23 protein-coding genes are annotated in these 21,692 nt (G+C 70.3%); 15 read left to right on the forward strand and 8 right to left on the reverse strand.

Annotation, left to right across the window (positions count from 1 at the left end; all coding sequences use genetic code 11):
- Window positions 1–177: 177 nt before the first annotated feature.
- Together ACFYU0_RS09815 and ACFYU0_RS09820 are read left to right on the forward strand one after the other, a co-directional pair.
- Window positions 178–666 carry a tyrosinase family oxidase copper chaperone gene (locus ACFYU0_RS09815; protein WP_351659051.1) on the forward strand — a complete coding sequence of 163 codons (489 nt, stop codon included), beginning with the start codon at window positions 178–180 and terminating at the stop codon, window positions 664–666.
- Window positions 650–1,516 carry a tyrosinase family protein gene (locus ACFYU0_RS09820; RefSeq protein WP_389299284.1) on the forward strand — a complete coding sequence of 289 codons (867 nt, stop codon included), beginning with the start codon at window positions 650–652 and terminating at the stop codon, window positions 1,514–1,516. The genes ACFYU0_RS09815 and ACFYU0_RS09820 overlap by 17 nt, the downstream gene beginning before the upstream one ends.
- A 70-nt stretch (window positions 1,517–1,586) precedes the next feature.
- Here ACFYU0_RS09820 and ACFYU0_RS09825 read toward each other — a convergent pair whose 3' ends face one another.
- A complete protein-coding gene (locus ACFYU0_RS09825) occupies window positions 1,587–1,877 on the reverse strand; it encodes a chaplin (protein ID WP_351659057.1) in 291 nt (96 codons plus the stop codon).
- A gap of 283 nt (window positions 1,878–2,160) precedes the next feature.
- Here ACFYU0_RS09825 and ACFYU0_RS09830 point away from each other — a divergent pair, with 283 nt between their 5' ends.
- Window positions 2,161–2,772, forward strand: coding sequence for a DUF2087 domain-containing protein (locus ACFYU0_RS09830; protein WP_389299287.1), 612 nt, complete (start codon window positions 2,161–2,163; stop codon window positions 2,770–2,772).
- A 100-nt stretch (window positions 2,773–2,872) separates the two neighbouring features.
- Here the strand turns inward: ACFYU0_RS09830 and ACFYU0_RS09835 are convergent, their stop codons facing one another.
- Entirely contained in the window at window positions 2,873–3,832 is a 960-nt protein-coding gene (locus ACFYU0_RS09835) for a D-2-hydroxyacid dehydrogenase family protein (RefSeq protein WP_389299290.1), read from the reverse strand.
- A gap of 196 nt (window positions 3,833–4,028) precedes the next feature.
- On the opposite strand from ACFYU0_RS09835, the gene ACFYU0_RS09840 reads away from it, so the two are divergent.
- Both ACFYU0_RS09840 and ACFYU0_RS09845 read left to right on the forward strand, forming a co-directional pair.
- Window positions 4,029–6,041 (forward strand): hypothetical protein, encoded by a 2,013-nt coding sequence (locus ACFYU0_RS09840; RefSeq protein ID WP_389299294.1) that lies wholly within the window; start codon window positions 4,029–4,031, stop codon window positions 6,039–6,041.
- Between the two features lie 95 nt (window positions 6,042–6,136).
- Window positions 6,137–6,544 carry a hypothetical protein gene (locus ACFYU0_RS09845; protein WP_389299297.1) on the forward strand — a complete coding sequence of 136 codons (408 nt, stop codon included), beginning with the start codon at window positions 6,137–6,139 and terminating at the stop codon, window positions 6,542–6,544.
- 133 nt (window positions 6,545–6,677) lie between these two features.
- On the opposite strand, the gene ACFYU0_RS09850 is transcribed toward ACFYU0_RS09845, so the two are convergent.
- Window positions 6,678–7,295 carry a TOPRIM nucleotidyl transferase/hydrolase domain-containing protein gene (locus ACFYU0_RS09850; RefSeq protein ID WP_389299300.1) on the reverse strand — a complete coding sequence of 206 codons (618 nt, stop codon included), beginning with the start codon at window positions 7,293–7,295 and terminating at the stop codon, window positions 6,678–6,680.
- Between the two features lie 268 nt (window positions 7,296–7,563).
- Between ACFYU0_RS09850 and ACFYU0_RS09855 the strand changes: the two genes are divergently transcribed.
- Both ACFYU0_RS09855 and ACFYU0_RS09860 read left to right on the forward strand, forming a co-directional pair.
- Complete coding sequence (locus ACFYU0_RS09855) at window positions 7,564–8,004, forward strand: VOC family protein (RefSeq protein WP_351659074.1); 441 nt, start codon at window positions 7,564–7,566, stop codon at window positions 8,002–8,004.
- An 82-nt stretch (window positions 8,005–8,086) separates the two neighbouring features.
- Window positions 8,087–8,497: a hypothetical protein gene (locus tag ACFYU0_RS09860; RefSeq protein ID WP_389299303.1), complete on the forward strand. Its 411-nt coding sequence runs from the start codon at window positions 8,087–8,089 to the stop codon at window positions 8,495–8,497.
- A gap of 173 nt (window positions 8,498–8,670) precedes the next feature.
- On the opposite strand, the gene ACFYU0_RS09865 is transcribed toward ACFYU0_RS09860, so the two are convergent.
- The gene (locus ACFYU0_RS09865; RefSeq protein WP_389299927.1) at window positions 8,671–9,339 is read right to left on the reverse strand and encodes a Type 1 glutamine amidotransferase-like domain-containing protein; all 669 of its coding nucleotides are present in this window, start codon (window positions 9,337–9,339) and stop codon (window positions 8,671–8,673) included.
- 362 nt (window positions 9,340–9,701) lie between these two features.
- Between ACFYU0_RS09865 and ACFYU0_RS09870 the strand changes: the two genes are divergently transcribed.
- The 4 genes from ACFYU0_RS09870 to ACFYU0_RS09885 all read left to right on the forward strand — a co-directional run bounded on the left by ACFYU0_RS09870 (window position 9,702) and on the right by ACFYU0_RS09885 (window position 13,031).
- Window positions 9,702–9,899: a hypothetical protein gene (locus tag ACFYU0_RS09870; RefSeq protein ID WP_351659082.1), complete on the forward strand. Its 198-nt coding sequence runs from the start codon at window positions 9,702–9,704 to the stop codon at window positions 9,897–9,899.
- An 81-nt stretch (window positions 9,900–9,980) separates the two neighbouring features.
- Window positions 9,981–10,553, forward strand: coding sequence for a MauE/DoxX family redox-associated membrane protein (locus ACFYU0_RS09875; protein ID WP_389299306.1), 573 nt, complete (start codon window positions 9,981–9,983; stop codon window positions 10,551–10,553).
- A gap of 10 nt (window positions 10,554–10,563) precedes the next feature.
- Window positions 10,564–11,067 carry a TlpA family protein disulfide reductase gene (locus ACFYU0_RS09880; protein WP_389299308.1) on the forward strand — a complete coding sequence of 168 codons (504 nt, stop codon included), beginning with the start codon at window positions 10,564–10,566 and terminating at the stop codon, window positions 11,065–11,067.
- Complete coding sequence (locus tag ACFYU0_RS09885; protein ID WP_389299311.1) at window positions 11,064–13,031, forward strand: ABC transporter ATP-binding protein; 1,968 nt, start codon at window positions 11,064–11,066, stop codon at window positions 13,029–13,031. The genes ACFYU0_RS09880 and ACFYU0_RS09885 overlap by 4 nt, the downstream gene beginning before the upstream one ends.
- On the opposite strand, the gene ACFYU0_RS09890 is transcribed toward ACFYU0_RS09885, so the two are convergent.
- Both ACFYU0_RS09890 and ACFYU0_RS09895 read right to left on the reverse strand, forming a co-directional pair.
- Window positions 13,012–14,886 (reverse strand): BTAD domain-containing putative transcriptional regulator, encoded by a 1,875-nt coding sequence (locus ACFYU0_RS09890; RefSeq protein ID WP_389299313.1) that lies wholly within the window; start codon window positions 14,884–14,886, stop codon window positions 13,012–13,014. The two genes, ACFYU0_RS09885 and ACFYU0_RS09890, sit on opposite strands and share 20 nt — an antisense overlap.
- A 29-nt stretch (window positions 14,887–14,915) precedes the next feature.
- On the reverse strand, window positions 14,916–15,368 hold the full coding sequence (locus ACFYU0_RS09895; RefSeq protein WP_351659095.1) for a S26 family signal peptidase: 453 nt from the start codon (window positions 15,366–15,368) through the stop codon (window positions 14,916–14,918).
- A 299-nt stretch (window positions 15,369–15,667) separates the two neighbouring features.
- Here ACFYU0_RS09895 and ACFYU0_RS09900 point away from each other — a divergent pair, with 299 nt between their 5' ends.
- Together ACFYU0_RS09900 and ACFYU0_RS09905 are read left to right on the forward strand one after the other, a co-directional pair.
- A complete protein-coding gene (locus ACFYU0_RS09900; protein WP_351659098.1) occupies window positions 15,668–15,871 on the forward strand; it encodes a hypothetical protein in 204 nt (67 codons plus the stop codon).
- Between the two features lie 305 nt (window positions 15,872–16,176).
- Window positions 16,177–17,004 carry a hypothetical protein gene (locus ACFYU0_RS09905; protein ID WP_389299316.1) on the forward strand — a complete coding sequence of 276 codons (828 nt, stop codon included), beginning with the start codon at window positions 16,177–16,179 and terminating at the stop codon, window positions 17,002–17,004.
- A gap of 531 nt (window positions 17,005–17,535) precedes the next feature.
- Here ACFYU0_RS09905 and ACFYU0_RS09910 read toward each other — a convergent pair.
- Complete coding sequence (locus ACFYU0_RS09910) at window positions 17,536–18,201, reverse strand: hypothetical protein (protein ID WP_389299319.1); 666 nt, start codon at window positions 18,199–18,201, stop codon at window positions 17,536–17,538.
- 1,119 nt (window positions 18,202–19,320) lie between these two features.
- Between ACFYU0_RS09910 and ACFYU0_RS09915 the strand changes: the two genes are divergently transcribed.
- Window positions 19,321–19,998 carry an HNH endonuclease family protein gene (locus ACFYU0_RS09915; protein ID WP_389299322.1) on the forward strand — a complete coding sequence of 226 codons (678 nt, stop codon included), beginning with the start codon at window positions 19,321–19,323 and terminating at the stop codon, window positions 19,996–19,998.
- A gap of 158 nt (window positions 19,999–20,156) precedes the next feature.
- On the opposite strand, the gene ACFYU0_RS09920 is transcribed toward ACFYU0_RS09915, so the two are convergent.
- The gene (locus ACFYU0_RS09920) at window positions 20,157–20,735 is read right to left on the reverse strand and encodes a DUF4352 domain-containing protein (protein ID WP_389299325.1); all 579 of its coding nucleotides are present in this window, start codon (window positions 20,733–20,735) and stop codon (window positions 20,157–20,159) included.
- A gap of 409 nt (window positions 20,736–21,144) precedes the next feature.
- Here ACFYU0_RS09920 and ACFYU0_RS09925 point away from each other — a divergent pair, with 409 nt between their 5' ends.
- The gene (locus ACFYU0_RS09925; RefSeq protein ID WP_389299326.1) at window positions 21,145–21,669 is read left to right on the forward strand and encodes a hypothetical protein; all 525 of its coding nucleotides are present in this window, start codon (window positions 21,145–21,147) and stop codon (window positions 21,667–21,669) included.
- Window positions 21,670–21,692 lie beyond the last annotated feature (23 nt).

The raw sequence follows: 21,692 nt of genomic DNA on the forward strand, positions 1-21,692 counted from the left end.
GTTCAAGCCCCGCAGCCGAGACCTCGCCCGCCCGTCCGAGGCCTCCCCGGACGGAACAGCCGGGGCACACGCCCGGGTTCCGCACGCCGCGTACCGCCGGATGGCCCTCACCGGTGACTCGTCCCGGGTCCCGTCGGTTACCGATACGGACATCTGATCCCGAGCGAGGAGTGAGAGATGGTCGTCGGTGCCGGAGGCGTCGCGGTGGGGGCGAGTCAGCAGGTCGCGGCGGGCGGTCGCAGAGTCTCCCGCAGAGAGGCGGCCCGGGCGTTGCTGGCCACCGGGGCCGCCCTGGCGCTCGCCCCGGTCGTCGCCGCCTCCCGCCCCCTGCCGGCCGGACCCGGCCCCGGGCGCAGCTCCTTCGACGAGACGTACCGGGGCCGCCGCATCCAGGGCGCCCTGGTGCCGATCGCCGGGCGCCGCAGGGCCGACGGCGAATGGGAGGTGACCATCGACGGGCACCCCCTGCACCTCATGCGCCGGGCCGACGGCACCTGGCTCAGCATGGTCGACCACTACGCCTCGTACCCGACCGCGCTGGAGGCGACCCGGGCCGCGGTGGACGAGATCGGCCCCGGACAGCAACTGCGCGACCTCGCCCCCGGCCCGGTCGGCGGCGGGATGGCCGGGCACCACATGGGAGGCCGACATGGCGTACGTGCGTAAGGACGTCAGCACGCTCACCCGAACCGAGCGCCGCCGGTTCGTCAACGCGCTGCTGGAGCTGAAACGGCGCGGCGAGTACGACGAGTTCGTGCGCATGCACATCGACCACTACGCCGCCGACGGCGAGACCGGGCTGCGCTCCGCCCACATGGCCCCGTCCTTCCTGCCCTGGCACCGCCAGTTCCTGCTGGACCTGGAGCGCGCGCTGCGCCGGGTGGACTCCTCGGTGACCGTGCCGTACTGGGACTGGACCCGGAACCGCACGGCGACCTCCGTGCCGTGGACGTCGGACGTGCTCGGCGGCAACGGGCGGCGCTCCGACCGGCAGGTGATGACCGGCCCGTTCGCCTACACGGCGGGGCACTGGACCATCAGGGTGGGGATCACGGACGGCAAGTTCCTCACCCGCGACCTGGGCCGGGCCGCCGATCCGATCGCGCTGCCCACCAGGAGCCAGCTCCAGTGGGCCCTCGACGACCCCGTCTACGACGCCCGGCCCTGGGACTCGACGGCCGGCACGGGATTCCGCAACAAGCTGGAGGGCTGGGGGCCCGGCAGCGGCAGCGCCTCCTGGCGCAACCACAACCGGGTGCACCGCTGGGTCGGCGGAGTGATGCTCGGCGGCGCGTCCGTCAACGACCCGGTGTTCTGGCTGCACCACGCCTTCCTCGACATGCAGTGGCACCGGTGGCAGCTCGCCCACCGCAACCACCGCTACCTGCCCGCGAGTCCGCCCCCCGCGGGGGACCGGCAGCACGGCAGGATCGTCGCCCGGCACCAGAAGCTGCCGCCCTGGAACGTCACGCCGGACCAGCTCGAGGACGTGAGCGGGATCTACCGGTACGCGTGAGCGGAGCACGGACACGGGAAGAGCCCCGGCGCTCGAGGCGCCGGGGCTCTTCGCGGTGCGTACGGCCGGATCAGTTGCCGTAGGCGCCGGGGCCGGGGTTGCCCGGGGTCGCCTTGTGGTCGCCGCCGTTCGCGCAGACGTTGCCGAACGCCGGGTTCAGCGCGCCGATGACGTCGACCGTGTTCCCGCACACGTTCACGGGGACGTGCACCGGAACCTGGACCGCGTTCCCGGACAGCACGCCGGCCGAATTGAGGGCTCCGCCCTCGGCGCCCGCGTCGGCCAGGGCGAGGCCGGCGCCGCCGATCACCACGGCACCCGTGCCGAGGGCGACAGCGGCCGCCTTCGCGATGCGAGACATCAGGTTCTCCTTTTTGCTCGGGGGGTACGGCGGCAGGACGAGCCGCCGCACTCCCCGTTCAACGGCCCGGGAGTGGGCTGGTCACGGCCGACCTGCCGGGGATCACCCGTTCAACGGGACGAGCGGACGGCGGAGCCGGGCGGGGCGTGGGGCGGGGCGCGCGGGACACCGGGGCCGCAGTGCACCAGGGGGCCGATGGGTGCCCGGCGCCCGCCCGGCGCGCGTACGTCGGCACGCGGTAATTGGGAGGCGTCCGGTGGGGCGGTCCGCCTAGCCTCCGGTCATGACCACGGACTCTGACACCGCCGCCGAGGCATGTTCCGGCCCGGGCGACGACGGCACCGGAACGGGCGAGCGGGCCCGGCAGCTGATCGGGCTGCTGGCCGAGGAGCGCCGGCTGCGCGCCCTCGCCGCCGTGGCCCTGGGCGCGGACACCCCCGAACGGGTCGCCGAGGCGGCCGGGCTGTCCGCGAAGGACACGGCCCTGGCGCTGCTCCGGCTGCGCGAACAGGGCGCGGTGACGGACGGTCCGGCGGGCGCGCTCGCCGTCTCCTACGGCCTGTTCCGTGAACTGGCCCGGCGGGAGCGGCCCGCACCCCGGGCCGGGACCGGGCCGGACGCCGCCGTCCTGGACACCTTCGTCCGGCACGGGCGGCTGGTACGGCTGCCCGCACAGTGGACCCGGAAGAAGCTGGTGCTGCGGCACATCGCCGAGCAGACCTTCGAGCCGGGCGTGGCATACCCGGAGCGGGTCGTGAACGAGCGTCTGCGGGCTTGGTGCGAGGACGCCGACGGCATCGACCATGTGACGCTCCGGCGCTACCTGGTGGACCTCCACCATCTGCACCGGAGCGAGGGAATCTACCGCCGCCCGGAAGTCTCCCCAGCCGGCTGAAGGCCCGCTGAGCCGGCCGGTCGGACACCGGCAGCCGCGGCCGAAGGCCCCGCGGTCGAAGGCCGAGCGCCGGCAGCCGCAGCCGCCGTACCCGCGAGCGTCAGGGCAGCCGGCGTACCGGCGTACCCGCCAGGTACGCCTGGATGTCCTCCACCGCCTGGCCGTAGTACGTCGCGTAGTTGGCCTGTGAGACATAGCCGAGGTGAGGTGTGGCGAGCAGGCGGGGCGCGGTGCGCATCGGGTGGGACGCGGGCAGCGGCTCGAGGTCGAAGACGTCGACGCCGGCCCCGGCGATCCGCCCCTCGCGCAGCGCGGCCAGCAGGGCGTCCTGGTCCACGATCGCCGCACGGGAGGTGTTGACCAGGTAGGCGGTCGGCTTCATGAGGGCGAGCTCGGCGGCGCCGATCAGTCCGCGGGTGCGTTCGCCGAGGGCGAGGTGGACGGAGACGAAGTCGCTGTTCGCCAGCAGGTCCTCCTTGCCGGCGGCCAGTTCCACGCCGGCCTCCTCGGCCCGCTCCTCCGTCAGGTTCCGGCTCCAGGCGCTCACCCGCATGCCGAAGGCGAGCCCGACCCGCGCCACCCGGCTGCCGATCTTCCCGAGTCCGAGCAGACCGAGCCGGCGCCCGTGCAGATCGGCGCCGACGGTGGACTGCCAGGGCCCGCCCGAGCGCAGCGCGCCGTTCTCCTCGACGATCCCGCGGGCCAGGCCCAGCAGCAGCGCCCAGGTCAGCTCCACAGGGGGCGTAGACGAACTCGCCGTACCGCACACGGTGACGCCGTGCGTCTCGGCGGCGGCGTAGTCGATGACGCTGTTGCGCATCCCGGAGGCGACGAGCAGCCTCAGCCGGGGCAGGCGGGCGATCAGCGAACCGGGGAAGGGGACGCGCTCGCGCAGGGTGACGACGATGTCGTAGCCGGCGAGGGCCGCGGCCAGGGCGTCCTCGCCCTCCAGGTGCTCGCGCAGCGCGACGACCTCCACCCGGTCCCCGAGCACCGACCAGTCGGCGGAGGTGGTGGCCACCCCCTGGTAGTCGTCCAGCACCGCGCAGCGAAGTCGCACGTGATCTCTCCCTTCCCCACGGCGACCCTACCTGCCGGTCGGAAGGCCCGAACTCATTCGAATACCCAGGCAAACGGAACCTGAACTGCTTCTTTCGTTCTGGTGTACAACTCTTCACCCCCTTCCGAGGTCGAACCGACGAACAACGGCGTTTGCCCCCAACGTGCACGCCTGCCCGGAAGAGGAAACCTTGACCATGACGATCCGTCGGTTGTGCGGTGCCCTGCGCGTGCGCGGGGTGACCGAGCTGCTTCTCGTGCTCCTGCTCGGCGCAGGCTTCGCCGCGCTGCCCGTCTTCGCGCTGCTGCCCGACTGGCGGGGCTTCGCCGTGGCGTCGACGGTGACGTACGTCGTGGACGAGGTGCTGCACTCCCGGGCTCCCGGTTTCGTGCGCAGGCTCGCGGCGCTGCAGCTCACCAGGCCGCTGCGGTTCGCGGTGCGCACGGTGATGCTGCTCGCGCTGGCCACCCGGATGGACGCGCCGGAGGCGGTCCTGGTGGCGGCGCTCGCCGTCTTCAGCGCCCACTTCGCGATGATGATGCTGTACACGGCGGTGCACCACGCCGTCCGCAGGCGCCGGGTGATGCCGCTGGTCGTGCGCAACCTGGACCTGAGCGGGCTGCCCATACCCAAGCAGCCGCCCGCCCTCCTCTACCGGCGCTTCCTGCGCAAGCTCCTCCACCTCGACCTGCCGGCCCACGCCGGACTCCTCGTCGCGCTGGCGGTCGGCTCCTGGCAGCCGGCGTACGGGGCCTTCGCCGTCACCGTCGGCGTGACCGTGGCGGCCGTCGTCGCGCTGCTGGACCAGTACCGCAGGGTCCTGCGCATGCCCGCGCAGGACGAGGTGTTCGCCGAGGTCAACCGGCAGCTCGCCGGGTACCGCCCGGAGGTCGCGCTCTACTTCAGCTTCGCGTCCGTCTCCCGTGACTTCATGTACCAGGTGAACATGTGGATCGAGACGCTGGAGCAGCTCGACATGCGCCCGGTGATCATCCTCCGGGAACGGGCCTCGTTCCGTTACCTCAGCCGCACCTGGATCCCGGTGGTCTGCGTCCCCAAGGCCGACGACCTGGCCGAACTCGAGCTGTCCGGGGTGCGCGTCGTGCTCTACCCGGGCAACGCGGGCAAGAACGTGCACATGCTGCGGGTGGCCGAGGCCAAGCACGTCTTCATCGGCCACGGCGACAGCGACAAACTCGCCAGCAGCAACCGGGTCAGCAAGGTGTACGACGAGATCTGGGTGGCCGGCCGGGCCGGCCGCGACCGCTACCAGCGGGTGCGGCACGCTATCAGCGACAGCGCCATCGTGGAGGTGGGCCGTCCCCAGCTCTCGCCGATCCGGCTGCACGCCGACCACACGCCCGGCCCGCTGCCCGTCGTCCTGTACGCGCCCACGTGGGAGGGCTGGAGCGACGACGACTGCCACACCTCGCTCATCCCGATGGGCGTACGCCTGATCGAGAAGCTCCTCGCGGAGAACGTCCGGGTCGTCTACAAGCCGCACCCGCTCACCGGCAAGCGCTCGGCCGAGGCGGCCGCGGCCGACAAGGCGATCCGCGAACTGCTGCGCACCGACAACGAGCGGCGCGGCGCCGCCGAGGCGGAGGCCGCGGCGGCCGCCGCCAAGCCCCGGCTGAAGGAGATCCAGGCCCGCCTCGACGAGCTGTCCGGCCGGCTCGGCGGAGACGACGCCGAGCAGATGCGCGAGGCGCGGGTGCCGGACCGCGCGGCGGCGGCCGAATGGCAGGAGCTGCGCGCCGAGTGGCACCGGATCTTCTGGGAGGCCCAGGGCCCGGTCCGCCACAACGTGATCCTCAAGCAGCTCCCCACCCTCTACGAGTGCTTCAACCAGGCGGACATGCTCATCAGCGACGTCTCCTCGGTCGTCGCCGACTTCGTCGCCAGCCTCAAGCCGTACGTCCTGACCAACGCCCACGACCTGCCCGACCACGAGTTCCGGGCGGCCTACACCACGGCCGGCGGCGCCTACCTCCTCGACAGCGAGTGCGCCCGCCTCACGGAGATCCTCGACTCCGTCCGTGCCCCGCACACCGACCCCATGGCCCTGGACCGCCGCACCCTCAAGGAGTACGTCCTGGGCCCGGACCACCCGACCTCCATGGAGCGCTTCAACGCCGCCGCGAACGCCCTGGCCGCGAAGGCGGCGGCGGAGCGCGCCGAGGAGGCGACGCCGGAACTGGCGGCCTGAGCGGAAGACCCGGCGGACGGGGCGCTGATGTACTCGGGTGGACCTGAGTACCAGCGCCCTGTTCGCGTACCGGGGCGGGCCGCGACGCTTGACCCATGAGCAGAGAACCGCGGAAGCCCGCCCTCCAGCTGTTGTCGGTCCTCGTCCTGGCCGGCGTGTCGATGGCCTTGTGGGCGGCCTGGCTGGGCTGGGACCAGCACCGGGACGTCCACCCCGACGGCTCGACGACCGGCCCGTACGAGGCGTGGCAGGTCATCGGGCTCGTGCTGACCCTCCTGGTACCGGTGTGCTGGGCGGCGTTCCGTGACCACGTCGCCGCCGCGGTGCTCGGCACCTCGGCAGGCCTGACCGCCGCCGCGTACTACGACTGGTCGGACGACTCCAGCGGCCTCTTCGTGGTCGGCGTGGGCATGGTCATGCTGGGCAGCCTCGCCGCGACCACGGTCGTGTCCGCCGTGATCACGACGGCGACGCGGGGCGAACGACGGGGCGCCGGAGTCTGAGCGCGGGGGAGCCGCGGCGGACTCGAGGGAGCCGGGCGGCGGATCTGGGCGGTGGACTCGGTCAGGGGGCCCCACGTGGTGGCCCCCACGTCGTGGCCCGACGTCGTGGCCCCGCGCGGCTGCGTCCCGCCCGTCAGAGAGCGGCGAGCAGACCGTCGAGCGGCGCCGGAACGCGATCGGCGTCGAGAGCCTCCACCAGCACCCGCCCGTAGTGGATCTTCCGCCCCTTCTTCGTGCCGAAGAAGCGCCGCAACCGCTGCTGCGCGGTGCGGTCCTGCTGCGCGGGCTGGCGCAGGAAGGTCTGCAGTGCCCGCTCGTCGCCCTCCGCCCGGACGAGCTCCGCCACCCTTGTCACGCCCAGCGCGCGGATCAGCTCGTCCTCCAGATCCGCCGCGCAGACGAAGCACCCCTGCCACGCGGCACCGGCCCGCTCCAACCCGCGGACGTAGTGACCACGTTCCGCCTCGTCGCAGAGCCCCGTGAGCCGCAGCCCGAGACCGGGCGGTCCGAGGACCCGGGCGAAGTGCCCGACGCTCATGGCGCCGCCCATCGACACCACGCAGACGCCTTCGGCCGCCAAGTCCCGCCCCCGGCGCGCCGCGAGAGCGTCGACGGCAGCGACGTCGCTCGGCCCTTCGAGCAGCACGGCCACCCGCACGGACACCTGCCCGGCCAGCTCCCGCGCGCGCTCACCGTCCCCACCGGCCGCCCACACACCGACCGCATCCCGCAACGCCCCCATGTCAGCCACGCCCCGAGTCTCCGCCTCTCCGCGCCCGCGCCGCCACGCGATTTCCCGCGTCGGCCGCCTGAAGCACCGAGGGCAGCCGGTAACGTCTCTCCGACTCCGCCACCGACCCGCGCTGCCTCACAACGTCCCCGGAGCACAGCCGGGCCGCCGAGCAGAGGTCGGGGGCAGTCCGCGGCCCGGGGATGTCGAGAACGTGCCACCGGCTCCGTCCCAGGGACATCAGCGGCCGGCACCGGCCGCACCAGGAAGCAGGACAGGAGAGGCCGGCATGGCGATTCAGCGGATGGACAACGTAGGCATCGTCGTCGAGGACCTGGACGCCGCCATCGCGTTCTTCGTGGAACTCGGTATGGAGCTGGAGGGCAGGGCGGAGATCGAGGGCCCCTTCGCCGACCAGTGCACCGGGCTCGAAGGCGTCCGCTGTGACATCGCGATGGTCCGTACCCCGGACGGACACAGCAGGCTGGAGCTGGCGAAGTACCGCAGCCCCGCGGCCATCAGCGCCGGTCCGCGCGACCGGCCGCACAACATCCTGGGCACGCACCGCGTCATGTTCGCCGTCGACGACATCGAGGACACCGTCGCCCGCCTGCGCCCCCACGGCGCGGAACTCCTGGGCCGGATCGCCCGGTTCGAGGACAGCTATCTGCTCTGCTACGTCCGCGGCCCGGAGGGCGTCATCGTCGGACTGGCCGAGCAACTGCGCTGAGAAGGAGTCGCCGGTCACGCGGTCGGACACTCACTCGCCCATGGCGGAACCGTGCGTCGTGTGTCCGGTGTCGTGTCATGTCGTGAACACAGTGCAGCCGGAATCCGACTCCTGTCTCCCCTGGGCGGGCTCCGCGCTGTTCGGAGCCGCCATGGGGGGCGCCGCCTGGTCACTGAAGGTCTGGGCCCGCGCCTACTGCGACGCGGGCTACGACCCCGGCGGGCGCTTCGAGCTCAACCTCCTGCTCCCTCTGCTGGTGGGAGGCGAAGCACTGGTCGGACTCCTGGCACGGGCCCTCGGCAAGCGCCTGGTGCCCAGCGTGCCGAGGGCAGTCCGTGCCGCACTGCCGACACTGCTGGTGGTCGCCGCGACGGTCGGACTCGCCTGGTGGTTCTTCGCGAGCCGGGGAACACTGGACGGCTACCCCGGCGACTCCGGCCTCTGCCCCGCAGGCAACGTCCCGCCCCGGTGGCCCGACTGGATCCCCGTTTGATCAGCCGCGAGCCCGAGCGCGCCTGACCGACTGGCCACCCGAGCCTCCGTGACCCGTGCACACCGACGCCCTTCCGGCGGCAGTACTCCCACGACCCGCCGCGTTCCTCATCCGGCACACGTAGGGGACGGCGCATGGCAGGCGGCACCCGGGGCCCCACGCGCATGCCGTGGTCACGGATGGAACCGCCACCGCCCTTCAGAGATGACTTCCACCTCGTTGTCCCTGACTCGAACGGCCGTCTCGTCGTCGATGAAGTAGATCGGGAAGTCCGCGCGCGCAGCGATGCGATCAGCCCAGGCGTCGTCCCGCTCGGGGAAGTCCGGCGAGTACAGGTGAGGCTTGAGATACCAGTCGAAGAGGCCGAACGGCGGCTCCACGGTCGCCGCGCCGAGCACGTGGAGGTCAGTGGTGTCCCCGATGACGTCGGCCGAGTGTTCGGTGAGATGACGGCTGAAGATCATTGATCCGGCGCTGAACCCCACATAGACCCGGCTCTCCAGCGCTTCCAGGAAGCCGTCGGTCAGGCCGTTGCCGGTGATGCTGCGCGCGAGGTGGTAATGGTTGCCGCCCCCGGCATAGATGACGTCGGCGTGGAGCAGCCGGTCGAGGACCATCTGCCGGGGCAGTCCATTCAGCTCCAGGACGTCGAACTCCCGCCAGCCGAGTCCGTGCACCCGGTTCATGTCCGCGAGGAACCACCCGTGGTCCCCGGACTCGGCGACCGATGCCGTGGGAACGTACACGGCGTTCGCCGATCCGAACGGCCTACCCAGCATGTCCCGCAGCGCATCCCGCAGCGTCTCGTTACGCAGGCCACTCGCCGTCAACAGAAAGTTCATCGGGCGAGCCAAACACGACTCACGGGACCCGCGCAACGAACCCGGAATCCACCAACACCGCATCAGGCCGGCTGCGCTGGGCCATGCAGCCCCAGGACTACGCCGTCGAGATGGGGCACCGGCTCGGCGTGGTGCTGATCTCCACCGACCACGGCTACACGCTGCACCACTCCGCCCGGCACGCGGATGACCGTAAGGACCGGGCTCAGCAGCGTGACGCTCCCGGCCGGAAGCTGAGGAGCCGGCCCCGGGCCCCGCCCCGGACTCCCGTACCGGCGCGGGCCCGGCGGCCGCTGTATGTCCGCTGTACGGGCCGGTCTATGGCCCGTGCGTACCGTCTGCCGAAAGGAGGAGGGGAACTCATGATGCCGTCATTGAGCAAGGTCGCCGACCGGGTGCTCGAGCGTTTCGTGCCGAAGGCGTCCGCGTCCGCGGACACCAGCTGGTGGGACTACTGCTACTGCACCGCCGACTGGCGCAAGATCTACCGCCTGTGTCACGTGGTGGGCGGACGGACCTCGTGCGGAAAGTGCGAGAACGTCCGCTACATCGGCTGCTGACAGAACACGAGTGCGGGGTGGGCGGCGCTGGCACGCGTCCGGGCCGTCCGCTCCCGTGCCCCACATACGAGGACTTCGCGCATGACCTACGTCGCTTTCGCATGCCGGATTCTCTTGTTCGGTGTCTTTCTGCTGGCGCTCGCCGGAAAGGTGCGCAGCAGGACCGCCTTCGCCTCGTTCGCCCGGTCGATCACTGACCTGCGGCTCTTTCCCCGGAAGGTGTCGAGGGCGGCGGGCGCCGCGGTGATCGCCGGAGAAGTCGCGGTACTTCTGCTGCTCGTGCCCCCGCGAACGGCGCCCCTGGGGCTGGCGGCCGCGGTGCTCCTGCTGCTCGCCTTCACCGCGGGCATCGTGATGGCACTGCGCGGCGGACGCCGCGCCCCGTGCCGTTGCTTCGGAGCATCGGCCACTCCGCTGGGACCGCTGCACGTGGTCCGCAACCTGATCCTGGCCGGAACGGGCGCGGCCGGCTTCGCGGTGATGACCGCGCTGCCCGCCGCCGGATGGCCGGCTCACGCCGGCGGCGGCGCGGTCGCTGCGGTCGCGGCGATCATCGCGGCCCTGCTGGTCGCCCGGCTCGACGACCTGGCCGCCCTCTTCCGCACCGGCCGGCCGGCCCCGGTCGCCGCCCGTCCACGCGCCGTCCACAAGTGAGGTCCCCTTCATGCCTTTTCTGATTGCCGCCGTCGTCCTGGTCGGTGTGCTGTGCCTGTTCGACCTGCTCCTCACCTTCGCGGTGCTGCGCCGGCTGCGCGAGCACACCGCGGAACTCGAACGGCTGGCGGGTCGGCCCGGCTTCTCCTCGTACGACCCGGGCATGCTGGTGGGCCACCGGCTTCCGGAAGCCGCCCAGGCATCCGGCGCCACCCTCGTGGCCTTCTTCGACGCGCAGTGCGACACCTGCCACGACCACGCGCCGAAGTTCGCCGTCCGGGCCCGCCGGTACGGGGCGCTGGCGGTGGTGTCGGGCGACGGGGCGCGCGCCGACGAGCTGGTCGCCGCGGTGGGTCCGGACACGGCGGTGATCCGGGGTGAGGACGCCCACGCCGTGGCCGACGACATGGGCATCCAGGCCTTCCCCACCTTCGTCCTGGTCGACGGGGAGGGCTCCGTGGTGCAGGCGTCCACCGAGCTGGCCGAGCTGCCCGAGCCGGCCCCGGCGGCGTGAGCGTGGAGAACGGACCGCAGGCCGGGCCCACCGGGCGGGCGGTCACGGCGGGGCCGAGGCGGACCGTGCGGCACCTCGGGGTCGCCTGGTCGATGTGCTGGCGGGCGGGACCGTGGCACGCGCTGGCGTACTCGCTCGTCACCGTCGTCCTCGGCCTGCTGCCCACCGCCACGGCATGGCTGACGAAACTCGTCGTGGACGACCTGGTCGGCGGACGACCCGACCACGTGCTGGAGTTGGCGGCGGGTCTGGCCGCCGTGGGCCTCGCGGCCGGTGCGCTGCCGCACCTGAGCGGTTACCTGCAGAACGAACTGGGCCGCCGGCTGGACCGCTTGATGCAGGACCGCCTGTACGGCGCCGTCAACCGGCTGCAGGGGCTGTCCCGGTTCGAGAACCCCGGGTTCCGTAACGACCTCAACATGGCCATGCAGGCGTCCGGGGGCGGGCTCGGCCCCGTCACCACGGGCCTGTTCGACACCGCGCGCAACGTCATCACGCTCGTGAGCCTGCTCGGGACGCTGGCGCTGCTGAGCCCGTCGATGGCCGTACTCGTCACGGTGGCCGCCGTCCCCGCGCTCCTCGCGCGGCTCTCCCTGTCCCGGCGCAGGGTCGGCATGCTCGCGGGAGTCTCCCCCGCGGTCCGCCGCCAGGTCTTCTACTCGCTGCTTCTCACCGACGTCCGCAGCGCGATGGAGACCCGGCTGTTCGGCCTCGGCGACTTCCTCAAGGGGCGCATGCTCACGGAGCTCGCGATCCGGCAGGAGGGTGAACAGCGGCTCGACCGCCAGGAGGCGCGGACGCAGTCCCTCCTCGCGCTGCTGTCCACGGTGGTCGCGGGACTGGGACTCGTGTGGGCGGTGCGGGCCGCCACGACCGGGGCCCTGAGCGTGGGCGACGTGACGGCGTTCGTCGCCGCTGTGGCCGGTACCCAGGCCGCCCTGACCGGTCTGGTGGACAACGTCGCGATGGCGCACGAGGCGCTGCTCGTCTTCGGGTACCACGACAAGGTGATGTCGCTCCCCGACGACCTGCCGTCGGCGGACCCTTCGGGGCGACTGCCGGCCCTGCGCCGGGGCATCGAACTGCGCGGCGTCTGGTTCCGGTACGCCGAGGACCATCCGTGGATTCTCCGGGGCGTCGACCTGACCGTCCCGCACGGAACCGCGGTCGCCCTCGTCGGGCTGAACGGCGCGGGGAAAAGCACCCTGATCAAACTGCTCTGCCGTTTCTACGATCCGACCCAAGGGGCGATCTACTGGGACGGAGTGGACATCCGCGACGTGCCGCCGGCCGAACTGCGCCGTCGTATGGGCGTGTTGTTCCAGGACTACATGTGTTACGACCTGACGGCCGCGGAGAACATCGGCGTCGGGGAACTCCAGGCGCTCGACGACCGTCCGCGACTGCGCGAGGCCGCCCGGCTCGCCGATGCCGACGCCACCGTGGAGCGGCTGCCCCGTGGCTACGACACCATGCTCAGCCGCATATTCGCCGACCAGGCCGAGGACGACCCGCAGTCCGGGGTCGTGCTCTCCGGCGGCCAGTGGCAGCGGCTCGCGCTCGCCCGCACCCTGCTGCGCGACGACCGGGACCTGCTGATCCTGGACGAGCCCAGTGCCGGCCTGGACGCCCAGGCGGAGGCGGAGATCCACGCCCGGCTGCGCGAACACCGGGCGGGGCGCACCAGCCTGCTCGTCTCCCACCGGCTCGGCGCGGTCCGCGAGGCGGACGCGATCGTCGTGCTGGAGGGCGGCCGGATCGTGGAAAGGGGAACGCACGAGCAGCTCATGGCCGGGGAGGGCGAGTACGCGCGTCTGTTCGCCATCCAGGCCGAGGGCTATCGCACCCCGGACGCCCCGGACGCACCCGAGGCCGTGGACGCACCGGCTCGTCCGGACGTGGCGGACCGGCCCGGGGCCCCGGCGGCGGAGCCGTCGCACGCGGTCATATCGCCGATCGGCTGAGCACCGGCTCCCTGTGGCGGACCTGGTCGCGGGCGGCGAGCTCTCGCGCGTACAGGCCCGCGAGATCAGGCATCCGGAACCCCTCGCGCGCCACCGGAGTGAGCAGCCCGACGGTCACTAGGCAGTCCAGGGCCCGCTCGGTGGCAGGCAGGGCGGCGCCGATGGCCTCGGCGGCGCGCGTCGCGCTGAAGGACGCCCCGAGGGTGCACAGCCGGCGGAACGCCCGTGCGGCGGCGCGGTGTTCGGGGTCGTGGGCGGACAGCTCCCGGTAGCTCCTGGCGTACGACGAGCGCATCGTCAGGTCGGCGACCCGTAATTCGTCGAGGGTGCGCGCCGGGTCGCGCAGCCGGGCGGCGAGTCCGGCGAGGCTCCCCTGCGGGCGGCCGGCGCAGCGGGCCCCCGCGATGCTGAGCGCGAGGGGGTTTCCGTGGCAGAGCCGTGCGATCTCCCGCGCCGCCCGGGGCTCCGCGGTGACGCGCGCGTCCCCGGCCAGCAGGGACAGCAGGCGGACGGAGTCCGTTTCGTCCAGGGGGTCCACCGGCACATGCACCGCGTCCAGCGCGGGCAGGACGCTCCGGCTCGTGACCAGCACCGCGCACCCCGGGCCTGCGGGCAGCAGCGGAAGGACCTGGCCGCGGTGGAAGGCGTTGTCGACGACCACGAGGACGCGCCGACCCGCGACCATGGACTGGTAGTAGGCCGAGACCTCGGAGAGGGCGGTCGGCACGTCCGCCCTGGGCATGCCGAGCGAGCGGAGGAAGTGGCGCAGCACGGTGACCGGGGTCAGGGGGCCGGCGCCGGCCCGCGGGCTGTCGAGATCGACGTAGAGCTGGCCGTCGGGGTAGTCCGCGGCGGCCCGGTGGGCGACGTGCAGGGCCAGCGCCGACTTCCCGCGTCCGGCCGGCCCGTGCAGCACCACGACCGGCGCCCCGGCGGTCGTCCCGTCCCGGGTGCGCAGAGCGTCCCGCACCAGGGACGTCTCGTGCGCCCGTCCGGCGAACGGCCCGGGAGCCCGGGGGAGCTGGCGCGGCACCGTACCGGTGGCCGGGTGCGCGGGCCGCGCCGTCGTCAGGGCGGTGACCTCCGGGACGGACGTCGGATCCGGTTCCCGGCGCAGCACGGCCTGTTGGGTGCGGCACAGCTCCGGCCCCGGGTCCAGGCCGAGTTCGTTGCGCAGCGTTTCGCGGGCGTCGGTGAAGGCGGCGAGCGCCCCGGCCGTGTCGCCGCTGTGGTGCAGGGCGAGCATCAGGCGGCTGCGCAGCCGTTCGCGCAGGGGATGCCGGCGCACGGCCCGGCGCAGGGTGTCGACCACGGCCGCCCCGGTACCGCGCGCGAGTTCCACGTCCGCCTGTGCCTCGATCGCGCTCAGGTACCGCTCGGTGAGGTCCGCCGCGATGCCCTCCAGGGCGGGTCCTTTGACGACGTTCTCCAGTGGCGCCCCGTGCCAGAGTGCCAGGGCGCCGCCCAGTGCGCGGGCGGCCCCCGCCAGGTCGTGCCCGGCCGCCGCCTGCCGTGCCCGCTCGACGAGGGCCTCGAAGCGGGCGATGTCGGTCTCGCCGTCGTCCGTCCGGAGCGCGTAGCCGGAGCGGGACGTGATCAGCCGGGGGTGCGTGCCGTCCGCGGCGGGCGGCAGGAGCCGGCGCAACTGCATCACATACGTGCGCAGATTGGGCACCGCCGACCGGGGCGGCGTGCCGCCCCAGAGTTCTTCCACGAGGGCGGGCACGGAGACGACGCCGCCCCGGTGGGCGACCAGCATCGCGAGAATGGTGCGCTGTTTGTCAGCGGCTATACGGACGGTCTGGCCACCGTCCACGATTTCCAGCGGGCCGAGAGCCCGGAACTCGACGGTCATGCTTGTGGCTGTCCCCCGGTATGTGATTTTTATAAAGCACTGCCGCCCAGTCGGCGGACCGCCACGCCCATGATCCGGTCGGCCTCGAAAAATCCCCGATGACGGGAATCAATACTGTCCGGATTGTCGCCGAGCACCACCAGCCGCCCGTCCGGGACCTCGGTGAGGTCTCCGCCTCCCGGTATTCCTTCCGGAATACGGTCCCCGGGAAGCGCGGCGGCCCGCTTGATGTTCCATGCGCGGTCGCTCAGCGGTTCGTAGTCGCCCGTCCTTCGCGGGGGCTGCAGTACGACGATGTCCCCGGTCCGCACCCGGTCGACGGTGCGGCGTTCCACCACCACCCGGTCGCCGGGCGAAAGCGTCGGCGCCATGCTGGTGCCTTCCACGGTGACCACGGTGTATCGGCCGCGTATGCGGAGCGCGGCAAGGACGGCGCCGGCGAGGCCGACAAGGAACCCAACGGCAATCAACAGAACAGGCACAGACACCCCCCGTGGGTTCCGCCGGTCGGTGTGATCGTGCCCGCCCGCCGTATTGCCTGTCAATGTATTTCTTCTTACCCCCGCGGGAAACCCGGGGGTGCGTCGCGCCCTGTTCGCGCCCTTTGCAATTCGCGTAGAAGTTGAGTGTATATGGGCGTATCGGGCGGTTCGCTGGACACGGTTTGCGGACCGGCCTCTTCCGCTCGCTGTATCCGAACTGTAGGAAGCGCCGTATCTGCCGTTGCTACGGTCGAATCTGCTTCTTTCCGGCAGTGCGTACTCGAAAGGAAACGGCAGTGATGGGATTCATGGGGGCGATGGGCGACAAGATTCTGGGCAGGCTCGTGCCCAAGGCCGTGGCCCAGGCGGACACCACCTTCGAGAAGATCTGCTACTGCAGCCAGCGCAACAGCTTCTACTACCGGCAGATCTGCCATGTGGTCGGTGGCTACACCTCCTGCGGCACCTGCTACCTCAGCTCGCCCTGCCGGTCGTCGGCCTGACGGTGACATGGCGATCGGGCCGCGGACGCGTCGTCCGCGGCCCGATCGGCGCGCTGTTCGCCCGGAGGCCGCTCAGCCGTCGATCTGTCATTGGGTCGTGGTGCGTTCGCCTGAGCAGCACCGCGTGCAGGCGCTCGATCTGTCCTTGGAGTTCGGTGGCGGCTCTCGGCGGCAGCATGAACAGAGCCTTTTGCAGTGGCGCGAGCCCTTCGACACCGTCGCGCTCGCCGAGGGCTTCCCCTCCGTTCGCCGTCGAGTACGTGGACGCCCGTTGGCCCCAACTCGGCGGCAACAGCCGCAAGAACATGGCCAAGACCCTGACCGCGACCACCATCGCGCTGCTGCGGGCCAAGCCCACCCAGTTCGCACCAGCGGCCGTACGCACCGCTCTGCGCGAATGGGCGTTCAACACCAACCGACGCCCGGAGGCGCCCCGGGACGTGCCGGCCATCCTTCGATGGGTCGAGCGGAACTCCCTGCCCGTCTCGTCCTGGGAGGACCCCGAGAAGGTCGACCAGGTCCTGCTCGCCATCGACACGCGCCTCGACGGCAAGCAGGCGGCGGCCTGGTCCAGGAAACGCAACCGCCGCATCCTCAACGTCGCCATGAAGTACGCGGTCCGCCGGCGCATCCTGCGGGCCAGCCCACTGCCCAAGGGCAAGGAGTCCACGGCCCTCACGAAGACCACGAACGCCGTCGCCACCTTGTACTGCGGGCCCCGGCCTGAGAATGCCGTAGCCATGCGCGTCGAGGACGTGACGCTGCCCGTGCCAGGTGCCGACGACCAGTGGTGCGAGCCGCTGATCCACACGGCGACCCTGGAGGTCGGGAAGCAGTGGACCGACACGGGGGAGATCCACGAGCGACGCGATCTGAAAGGACGTGCGGAGGGTGAGACACGCACCGTTCCCGGGCATCCGGCCCTCACGCGCGTCTATGACAACCGGAACACGCGCCTGACGAAGTGGCTCAACGACGGCATCCCGCCCGTCCAGGTGGCCGAGTGGGCCGGAAACAGCGTCGCGGTGCTCCTAACCACCTACGCCCGCTGCGTCGACGGGCAGCTGCCTGACCTGAAACGGCGGCTGGAAGCTGCGGGTGGCCTTCCGGAGGAGGAGCCGGGCGCTGGCTGATCTCCCGCCGGTCGAGAACTTCGACACGTATTCGACACAGCCACCCGCGAAAACCCGGTGACAGCCGGACAGCCCCGGAGCCCGCCCTTGATCGTCGAGAGGGCGTCCGGGGCTTCGTCGTGTCGGCCGGCACCTGCGCTGACCAGCAAAAAGCCCTCCCAAGGGGAGGGCTGAGGGTGAGCGCCCCCGGCAGGACTCGAACCTGCGGCCAAGCGCTTAGAAGATGCGGGCACATGGTGGCGTGGCGGTCAGCCAACACGCCGCCGACGCCGTGCCGGGCTGCTGAGTGCCGCTGGCGTCCGCTGTCGTTGCCGTCGGCATTGCCGTCACTGCTGTCGGCGGCGACGGCGTCTGACCATCGCTTTAGGAGTTCGATCACTGCCCGGCTATGCCTTGGATCCGTAAGGACTAACCGGCTACCAAGGGCCATAGGCGGCTGTCGGCGTTCGTCGCCGTTGATGTCAGGCGTGGATGTCACGTGAGGTCCTTCAACGTCCCGGCAACCAGCGCCACCCCGGGCGGTAAAGTAACTCATCGCCACCGACGGTGAGAGGAACGGTTGACCGTTACGTCTGCCACATAGTGCCCACGAATACTCCGTTGCTTCCAGCGGCGAATCAGGCAGACAGGGATTGCAACAGGCCTGACCTTGGTATTCGTGGCGTCCATGTACAAGGTCAGATCGTACGGGATCGCGCGGACAGGATTACACAGTTTGATGGCCTCCTCGGCACTTGTGTAGCCAACTACCTCGACGGCCCCGCCTTGAAGGTGATGGACTTCAAGGACTACAGTGCCGCCTGGTGATGAAGCCAAATCGAGCCGATGCTTTATCGAATTGAGAGCTCGCCGCCGCTTGGTGAATCCAAAACCGGCAAATATATCATTCAATGCCCATGGCGTGGTGAATCCAAAGGTGTTGAATGGAAGCTCATGCAAAGATAGACCGTCTTCGGCCTCGCTGATTCTCCTGACGCCGTATCGGGAACGAAGTTGATCAATATCGTCAGCGCTATGCGGGACGGGACGGGCCTGGTCTCGAGCAGCCCACCAGGTCAATACGCCGAAAACCAAGCTGAACGGTACTGCCGCTAGGGCCAAGGCGTCTCCCTGTGCCCAGCCGGCGCCAGCTTCTAAGCTCCACCAGCACGCCACAAAAACGATCACCGACAGGGTAATTGCCAAAATCCACTTCACTAGTCGGCTCACATCGCTAAATTAAGACTAAGTTGATCACCATGCAACCTTGCAACGCCAGCCTGTGCGAGTGAATCTTCGCGCGTCGATACTGCTTCTTGCCCTGGGTCTTGCCGGGGATCTTGGTGAGCTGGGTTTTTGCTGCTCAGAAGCGGTGGGGTCGTGCGCCTGGTGGTCGCCTTTGGTCGTCATTGGCCACTGTCGAGCGGCCTCGGACGGCCCAAGGACGGCCCAGCCGCCGAAGCTCCGCCCCAGTCTCTAACGTCGCCGGCGCCGACCGATAGCACTGCACAGCACTTCGAACCAGCTCACGCAGAGATACCGCAGCCTCCACATCCAGCCTGCCCGTCGCCTCAGGCGCTGAGGCCCCAGACCGTGCGTCACGCCTGCGGGTGCTGGAGGCCGGCGGAGCCTGGGTGCCCGACTTCGCCTGGCACCGCCGTGTAGGTGGCAGAAGCCGTTCCAGCCCGCAGCATTACGGCATGCTTGCCCTTGCCGTGTCACACCAGCGCAACGCCCCATGAACCGATTCTGACGTGGCCACGGCGAGCAGGAGCGCCAGTTTGCATCTTTGGGTTGTGACAGTTGTCCGGCCCTGCGCCCACGGCAATCAGCTTGGGAAGCTCGGGTCTTGCGGCGACGGGTGCTGGGCTGACCTGCGGTGGTGTGGCGTTGAGGCCTCGCCGTCGCCGCGGCCACAATCCGCTGTTCCCCGTGGTTCCCCGCCGGATCTGGCACGCGAGTGGCACGGCTCCTTCGTCGAGCGGTCCCGGCTCGGCTTCCGGCTGCGGTCTCATCGGCCCGGCGGCTCCCTCTGGCGTGATCGCCTCGTTTGTGGCTGACCTCCAACTTGGAGTGATCGTGGACGACCGTCCTGAGCTGCTGCTGAGCTGTCGGCAGCTGTCGGCGTCGGTCATCAAGCGCCCTTCCATGGCCCAGGACGGCCCGGGAGGGCGCTCGTGTGTCCGTCGTGCCTGTTGCGCACCCCTAGTTGGCCGTGCGGCGACTGCTCGGATACGCACAGGTGGCACACCTGCCAGGTGAACGCATGCGCCTGTTCGGCTCATTCGTTCGAGTCGGATCTCATGATTGAAGTACTGCCAGTCGATCCTGCGATGCGTGATCAGCAATCTCAGGCGCGTCGCGATTGCGGCCGCACTTCTCGCCGTGCCCCTCGTGGCACCCACGCCGGCCCACGCGCGTGATCGGTCCATCCCGAGCTACACACTGCCGATGTCGGCCGCGGTCCATGTCCTCCCCCTTGCGGCGGAAGTGCGAGACGGATACCAACGCACCAGCTTCAAGCACTGGAACGTGGGCCAGAACCCCACCGACGGATGCAATACACGAGCGGAGCTGCTCATCTCCGAGGCCGTGGCTCCGCCGGAGGTCCTCCCCGGCTGCAAGCTCTCGGGGGGGCGATGGTGGTCGTACTACGACGCCAAGTGGATGACCCCTGCGTCCGCTTTGGACGTGGACCACATGGTGCCCCTGGCCGAAGCCTGGGATTCCGGGGCGTCGCAGTGGACCGCTCAGCGGCGTGAGGCGTACGCCAATGACCTCGCCGTCCCGGCCTCCCTGGTCGCTGTTTCCGCGGCCTCGAACCGGAGCAAGGCGGACCAGGACCCGGCCGAGTGGCTGCCGCCGGCCGTCGACGTCACCTGCCGATACACCTCCGAGTGGGTCGCGACCAAGCTCCGCTGGGGACTCACCGTCGACGCCGTCGAACGCGAGGCACTCACACAACTCGCAGAAGCGTGCCCCGGCACCATGGTGACCTTCGAGCCCGCTCCGTAGCGCGGTGGCCCCGCCTGCGAACAGGGCGGGGCCACCAAATTGGCCTCGTGCACGTCTGGCACGCTCGCCCAAAGGCCACCGCACCGTAAGACCGGTGCTTAGGAGATGCGGGCAGGGCTTGGTGAGGCGGTCGGTTCTTCCCGTGACGCCGTCCGCTCTCAGGACTTCGTTGCCGCCCACTCGATGGGGTCGGTGCCGTCCGGTGCGTACACGATGCGCTCAGGGTGCTTGCTGCTCGGTACCGGGTAGGCGACAAGCCCGGCTGCGCAGCGGCCTGCCTTGACAGGCTTATCCATGGGGAATTCTGGCTTCGGCATGTCACCGCCGGAGAGTCCCGTGGCCTCAATGCTTGTGCCGTCTTCGTATGCCAGCGACCACGGCGTAGGGCTCACGTTTATGTTGGGGCCGCTGATGTTGCAGACCTTGATGCTGATCGTGGCCCAGATGTCTCCACCCTGGAAGTCCTCGGGCTTCTGCGGTTGCGGCCCCTTGTAGGGCTGTTGGTATTCAACGGCTTGCACGGTGATGTGGACGTCGTTGGCGTCGTCGTCGATGTTCTTCTTGGTGCCCATCTTCAGAACGCCGTCGGTGACCTGCGAGTCATCGGTGCTGGGTTTGGCCGTCGTCGACTTCGTGACCGTGACGGTGGGTGCCGGCTTGGCGTCGCCGCCGCTGCATCCGGTGGCGGCGGCGATGATGAGCAGGGAGCCGGCGAGTGCGGTTGTGCGGATGTGCATGGTCCCCCCAGGGTTCTCTGGTGCTGAAGGTGCATCATGCATGCGGTGGAGCCAACGCGTAGGCGCTGTGTCCAGGTTGTGATCCCAGGTAGTCCCGGCGGGGAGAACGAATAGCCGCTGAGTATTAGGCTGCACCCCTCCACTCGCGGTTACCGCGCCGTTGTGACGGTGACCGGGAGGTTCGAGCAAGCGCAGCGGGGTGCGACCAGTAGCCGAAGAAGTGAAGGGCCGGGTCCCTGACCTGCGGCCGCGCAATCGATCAACGCTGCGACCTGCGACATAGCTGTCGGTGGTTGTCAGCGTTGGTCGTCGTTGAGCACCCTCTGACGGCCCCGGGACGGCCCGGCATCTGTTCCGACGCTTGATGATCAGAAGCCCCTGTGCTTACCTGGTCCGCTGGGCTGGGGGGATGATGTCCGACACTTCTGTTGCGCTGATCAGTTCGGCGTCGGCTCTGGCTGCTGGCTTGATCACTGGCGGGATCACGTGGCTGGCCGGGCGGAGCCAACTCGCTATGCAACTGCGAGACCAGCGACAAACACGCGCCTACGAGTACCGCCGAGACGTCTACACAGCGTGCATCGAGCTTCTCACCGCGCATGTGGCGTGGTCTTTCCAGTTGGCCGCACTCCAAGCTAAAGGCATATCAGAGGGCGTGCGCGAAGCAAACGACACGGTGCGCGACAGCTATAAGGCGATGATGCACCGCACAGGTGAAATCAGGCTGGTGGGTCCGCCCCTAGTCGCCAGCGCATACGATGCGGCTGAGATAGAGGCCCGGCGTGTGTCGACACGCCTTGATCAAATCGTTGCGCAGAACATGGACAGGGGCGAAGCCTATCCAGACGAGATTGACATCGACGTCGCTGCTTTCCACCGCGCTCTAGATGCCTTTGCCGAGGCGGCCCGCAAGGCACTGCGCCTGGACTACTGACCTTCAAAGCGTGGTGTCGTAGG

Origin of the sequence: Streptomyces sp. NPDC003720 (genome assembly GCF_042875075.1) — a bacterium.
In the GTDB taxonomy this organism is placed as follows: Bacteria; Actinomycetota; Actinomycetes; order Streptomycetales; family Streptomycetaceae; genus Streptomyces.

What these genes read in the sequence shown, in the direction of transcription:
- ACFYU0_RS09815 (WP_351659051.1), top strand. Translation starts at nt 178, where the DNA reads ATGGTCGTCGGTGCCGGAGGCGTCGCGGTGGGGGCGAGTCAGCAGGTC.
- ACFYU0_RS09820 (WP_389299284.1), top strand. Translation starts at nt 650, where the DNA reads ATGGCGTACGTGCGTAAGGACGTCAGCACGCTCACCCGAACCGAGCGC.
- ACFYU0_RS09825 (WP_351659057.1), bottom strand. Translation starts at nt 1,877, where the DNA reads ATGTCTCGCATCGCGAAGGCGGCCGCTGTCGCCCTCGGCACGGGTGCC.
- ACFYU0_RS09830 (WP_389299287.1), top strand. Translation starts at nt 2,161, where the DNA reads ATGACCACGGACTCTGACACCGCCGCCGAGGCATGTTCCGGCCCGGGC.
- ACFYU0_RS09840 (WP_389299294.1), top strand. Translation starts at nt 4,029, where the DNA reads ATGACGATCCGTCGGTTGTGCGGTGCCCTGCGCGTGCGCGGGGTGACC.
- ACFYU0_RS09845 (WP_389299297.1), top strand. Translation starts at nt 6,137, where the DNA reads ATGAGCAGAGAACCGCGGAAGCCCGCCCTCCAGCTGTTGTCGGTCCTC.
- ACFYU0_RS09855 (WP_351659074.1), top strand. Translation starts at nt 7,564, where the DNA reads ATGGCGATTCAGCGGATGGACAACGTAGGCATCGTCGTCGAGGACCTG.
- ACFYU0_RS09865 (WP_389299927.1), bottom strand. Translation starts at nt 9,339, where the DNA reads ATGAACTTTCTGTTGACGGCGAGTGGCCTGCGTAACGAGACGCTGCGG.
- ACFYU0_RS09870 (WP_351659082.1), top strand. Translation starts at nt 9,702, where the DNA reads ATGATGCCGTCATTGAGCAAGGTCGCCGACCGGGTGCTCGAGCGTTTC.
- ACFYU0_RS09875 (WP_389299306.1), top strand. Translation starts at nt 9,981, where the DNA reads ATGACCTACGTCGCTTTCGCATGCCGGATTCTCTTGTTCGGTGTCTTT.
- ACFYU0_RS09880 (WP_389299308.1), top strand. Translation starts at nt 10,564, where the DNA reads ATGCCTTTTCTGATTGCCGCCGTCGTCCTGGTCGGTGTGCTGTGCCTG.
- ACFYU0_RS09890 (WP_389299313.1), bottom strand. Translation starts at nt 14,886, where the DNA reads ATGACCGTCGAGTTCCGGGCTCTCGGCCCGCTGGAAATCGTGGACGGT.
- ACFYU0_RS09900 (WP_351659098.1), top strand. Translation starts at nt 15,668, where the DNA reads ATGGGATTCATGGGGGCGATGGGCGACAAGATTCTGGGCAGGCTCGTG.
- ACFYU0_RS09905 (WP_389299316.1), top strand. Translation starts at nt 16,177, where the DNA reads ATGGCCAAGACCCTGACCGCGACCACCATCGCGCTGCTGCGGGCCAAG.
- ACFYU0_RS09920 (WP_389299325.1), bottom strand. Translation starts at nt 20,735, where the DNA reads ATGCACATCCGCACAACCGCACTCGCCGGCTCCCTGCTCATCATCGCC.
- ACFYU0_RS09925 (WP_389299326.1), top strand. Translation starts at nt 21,145, where the DNA reads ATGATGTCCGACACTTCTGTTGCGCTGATCAGTTCGGCGTCGGCTCTG.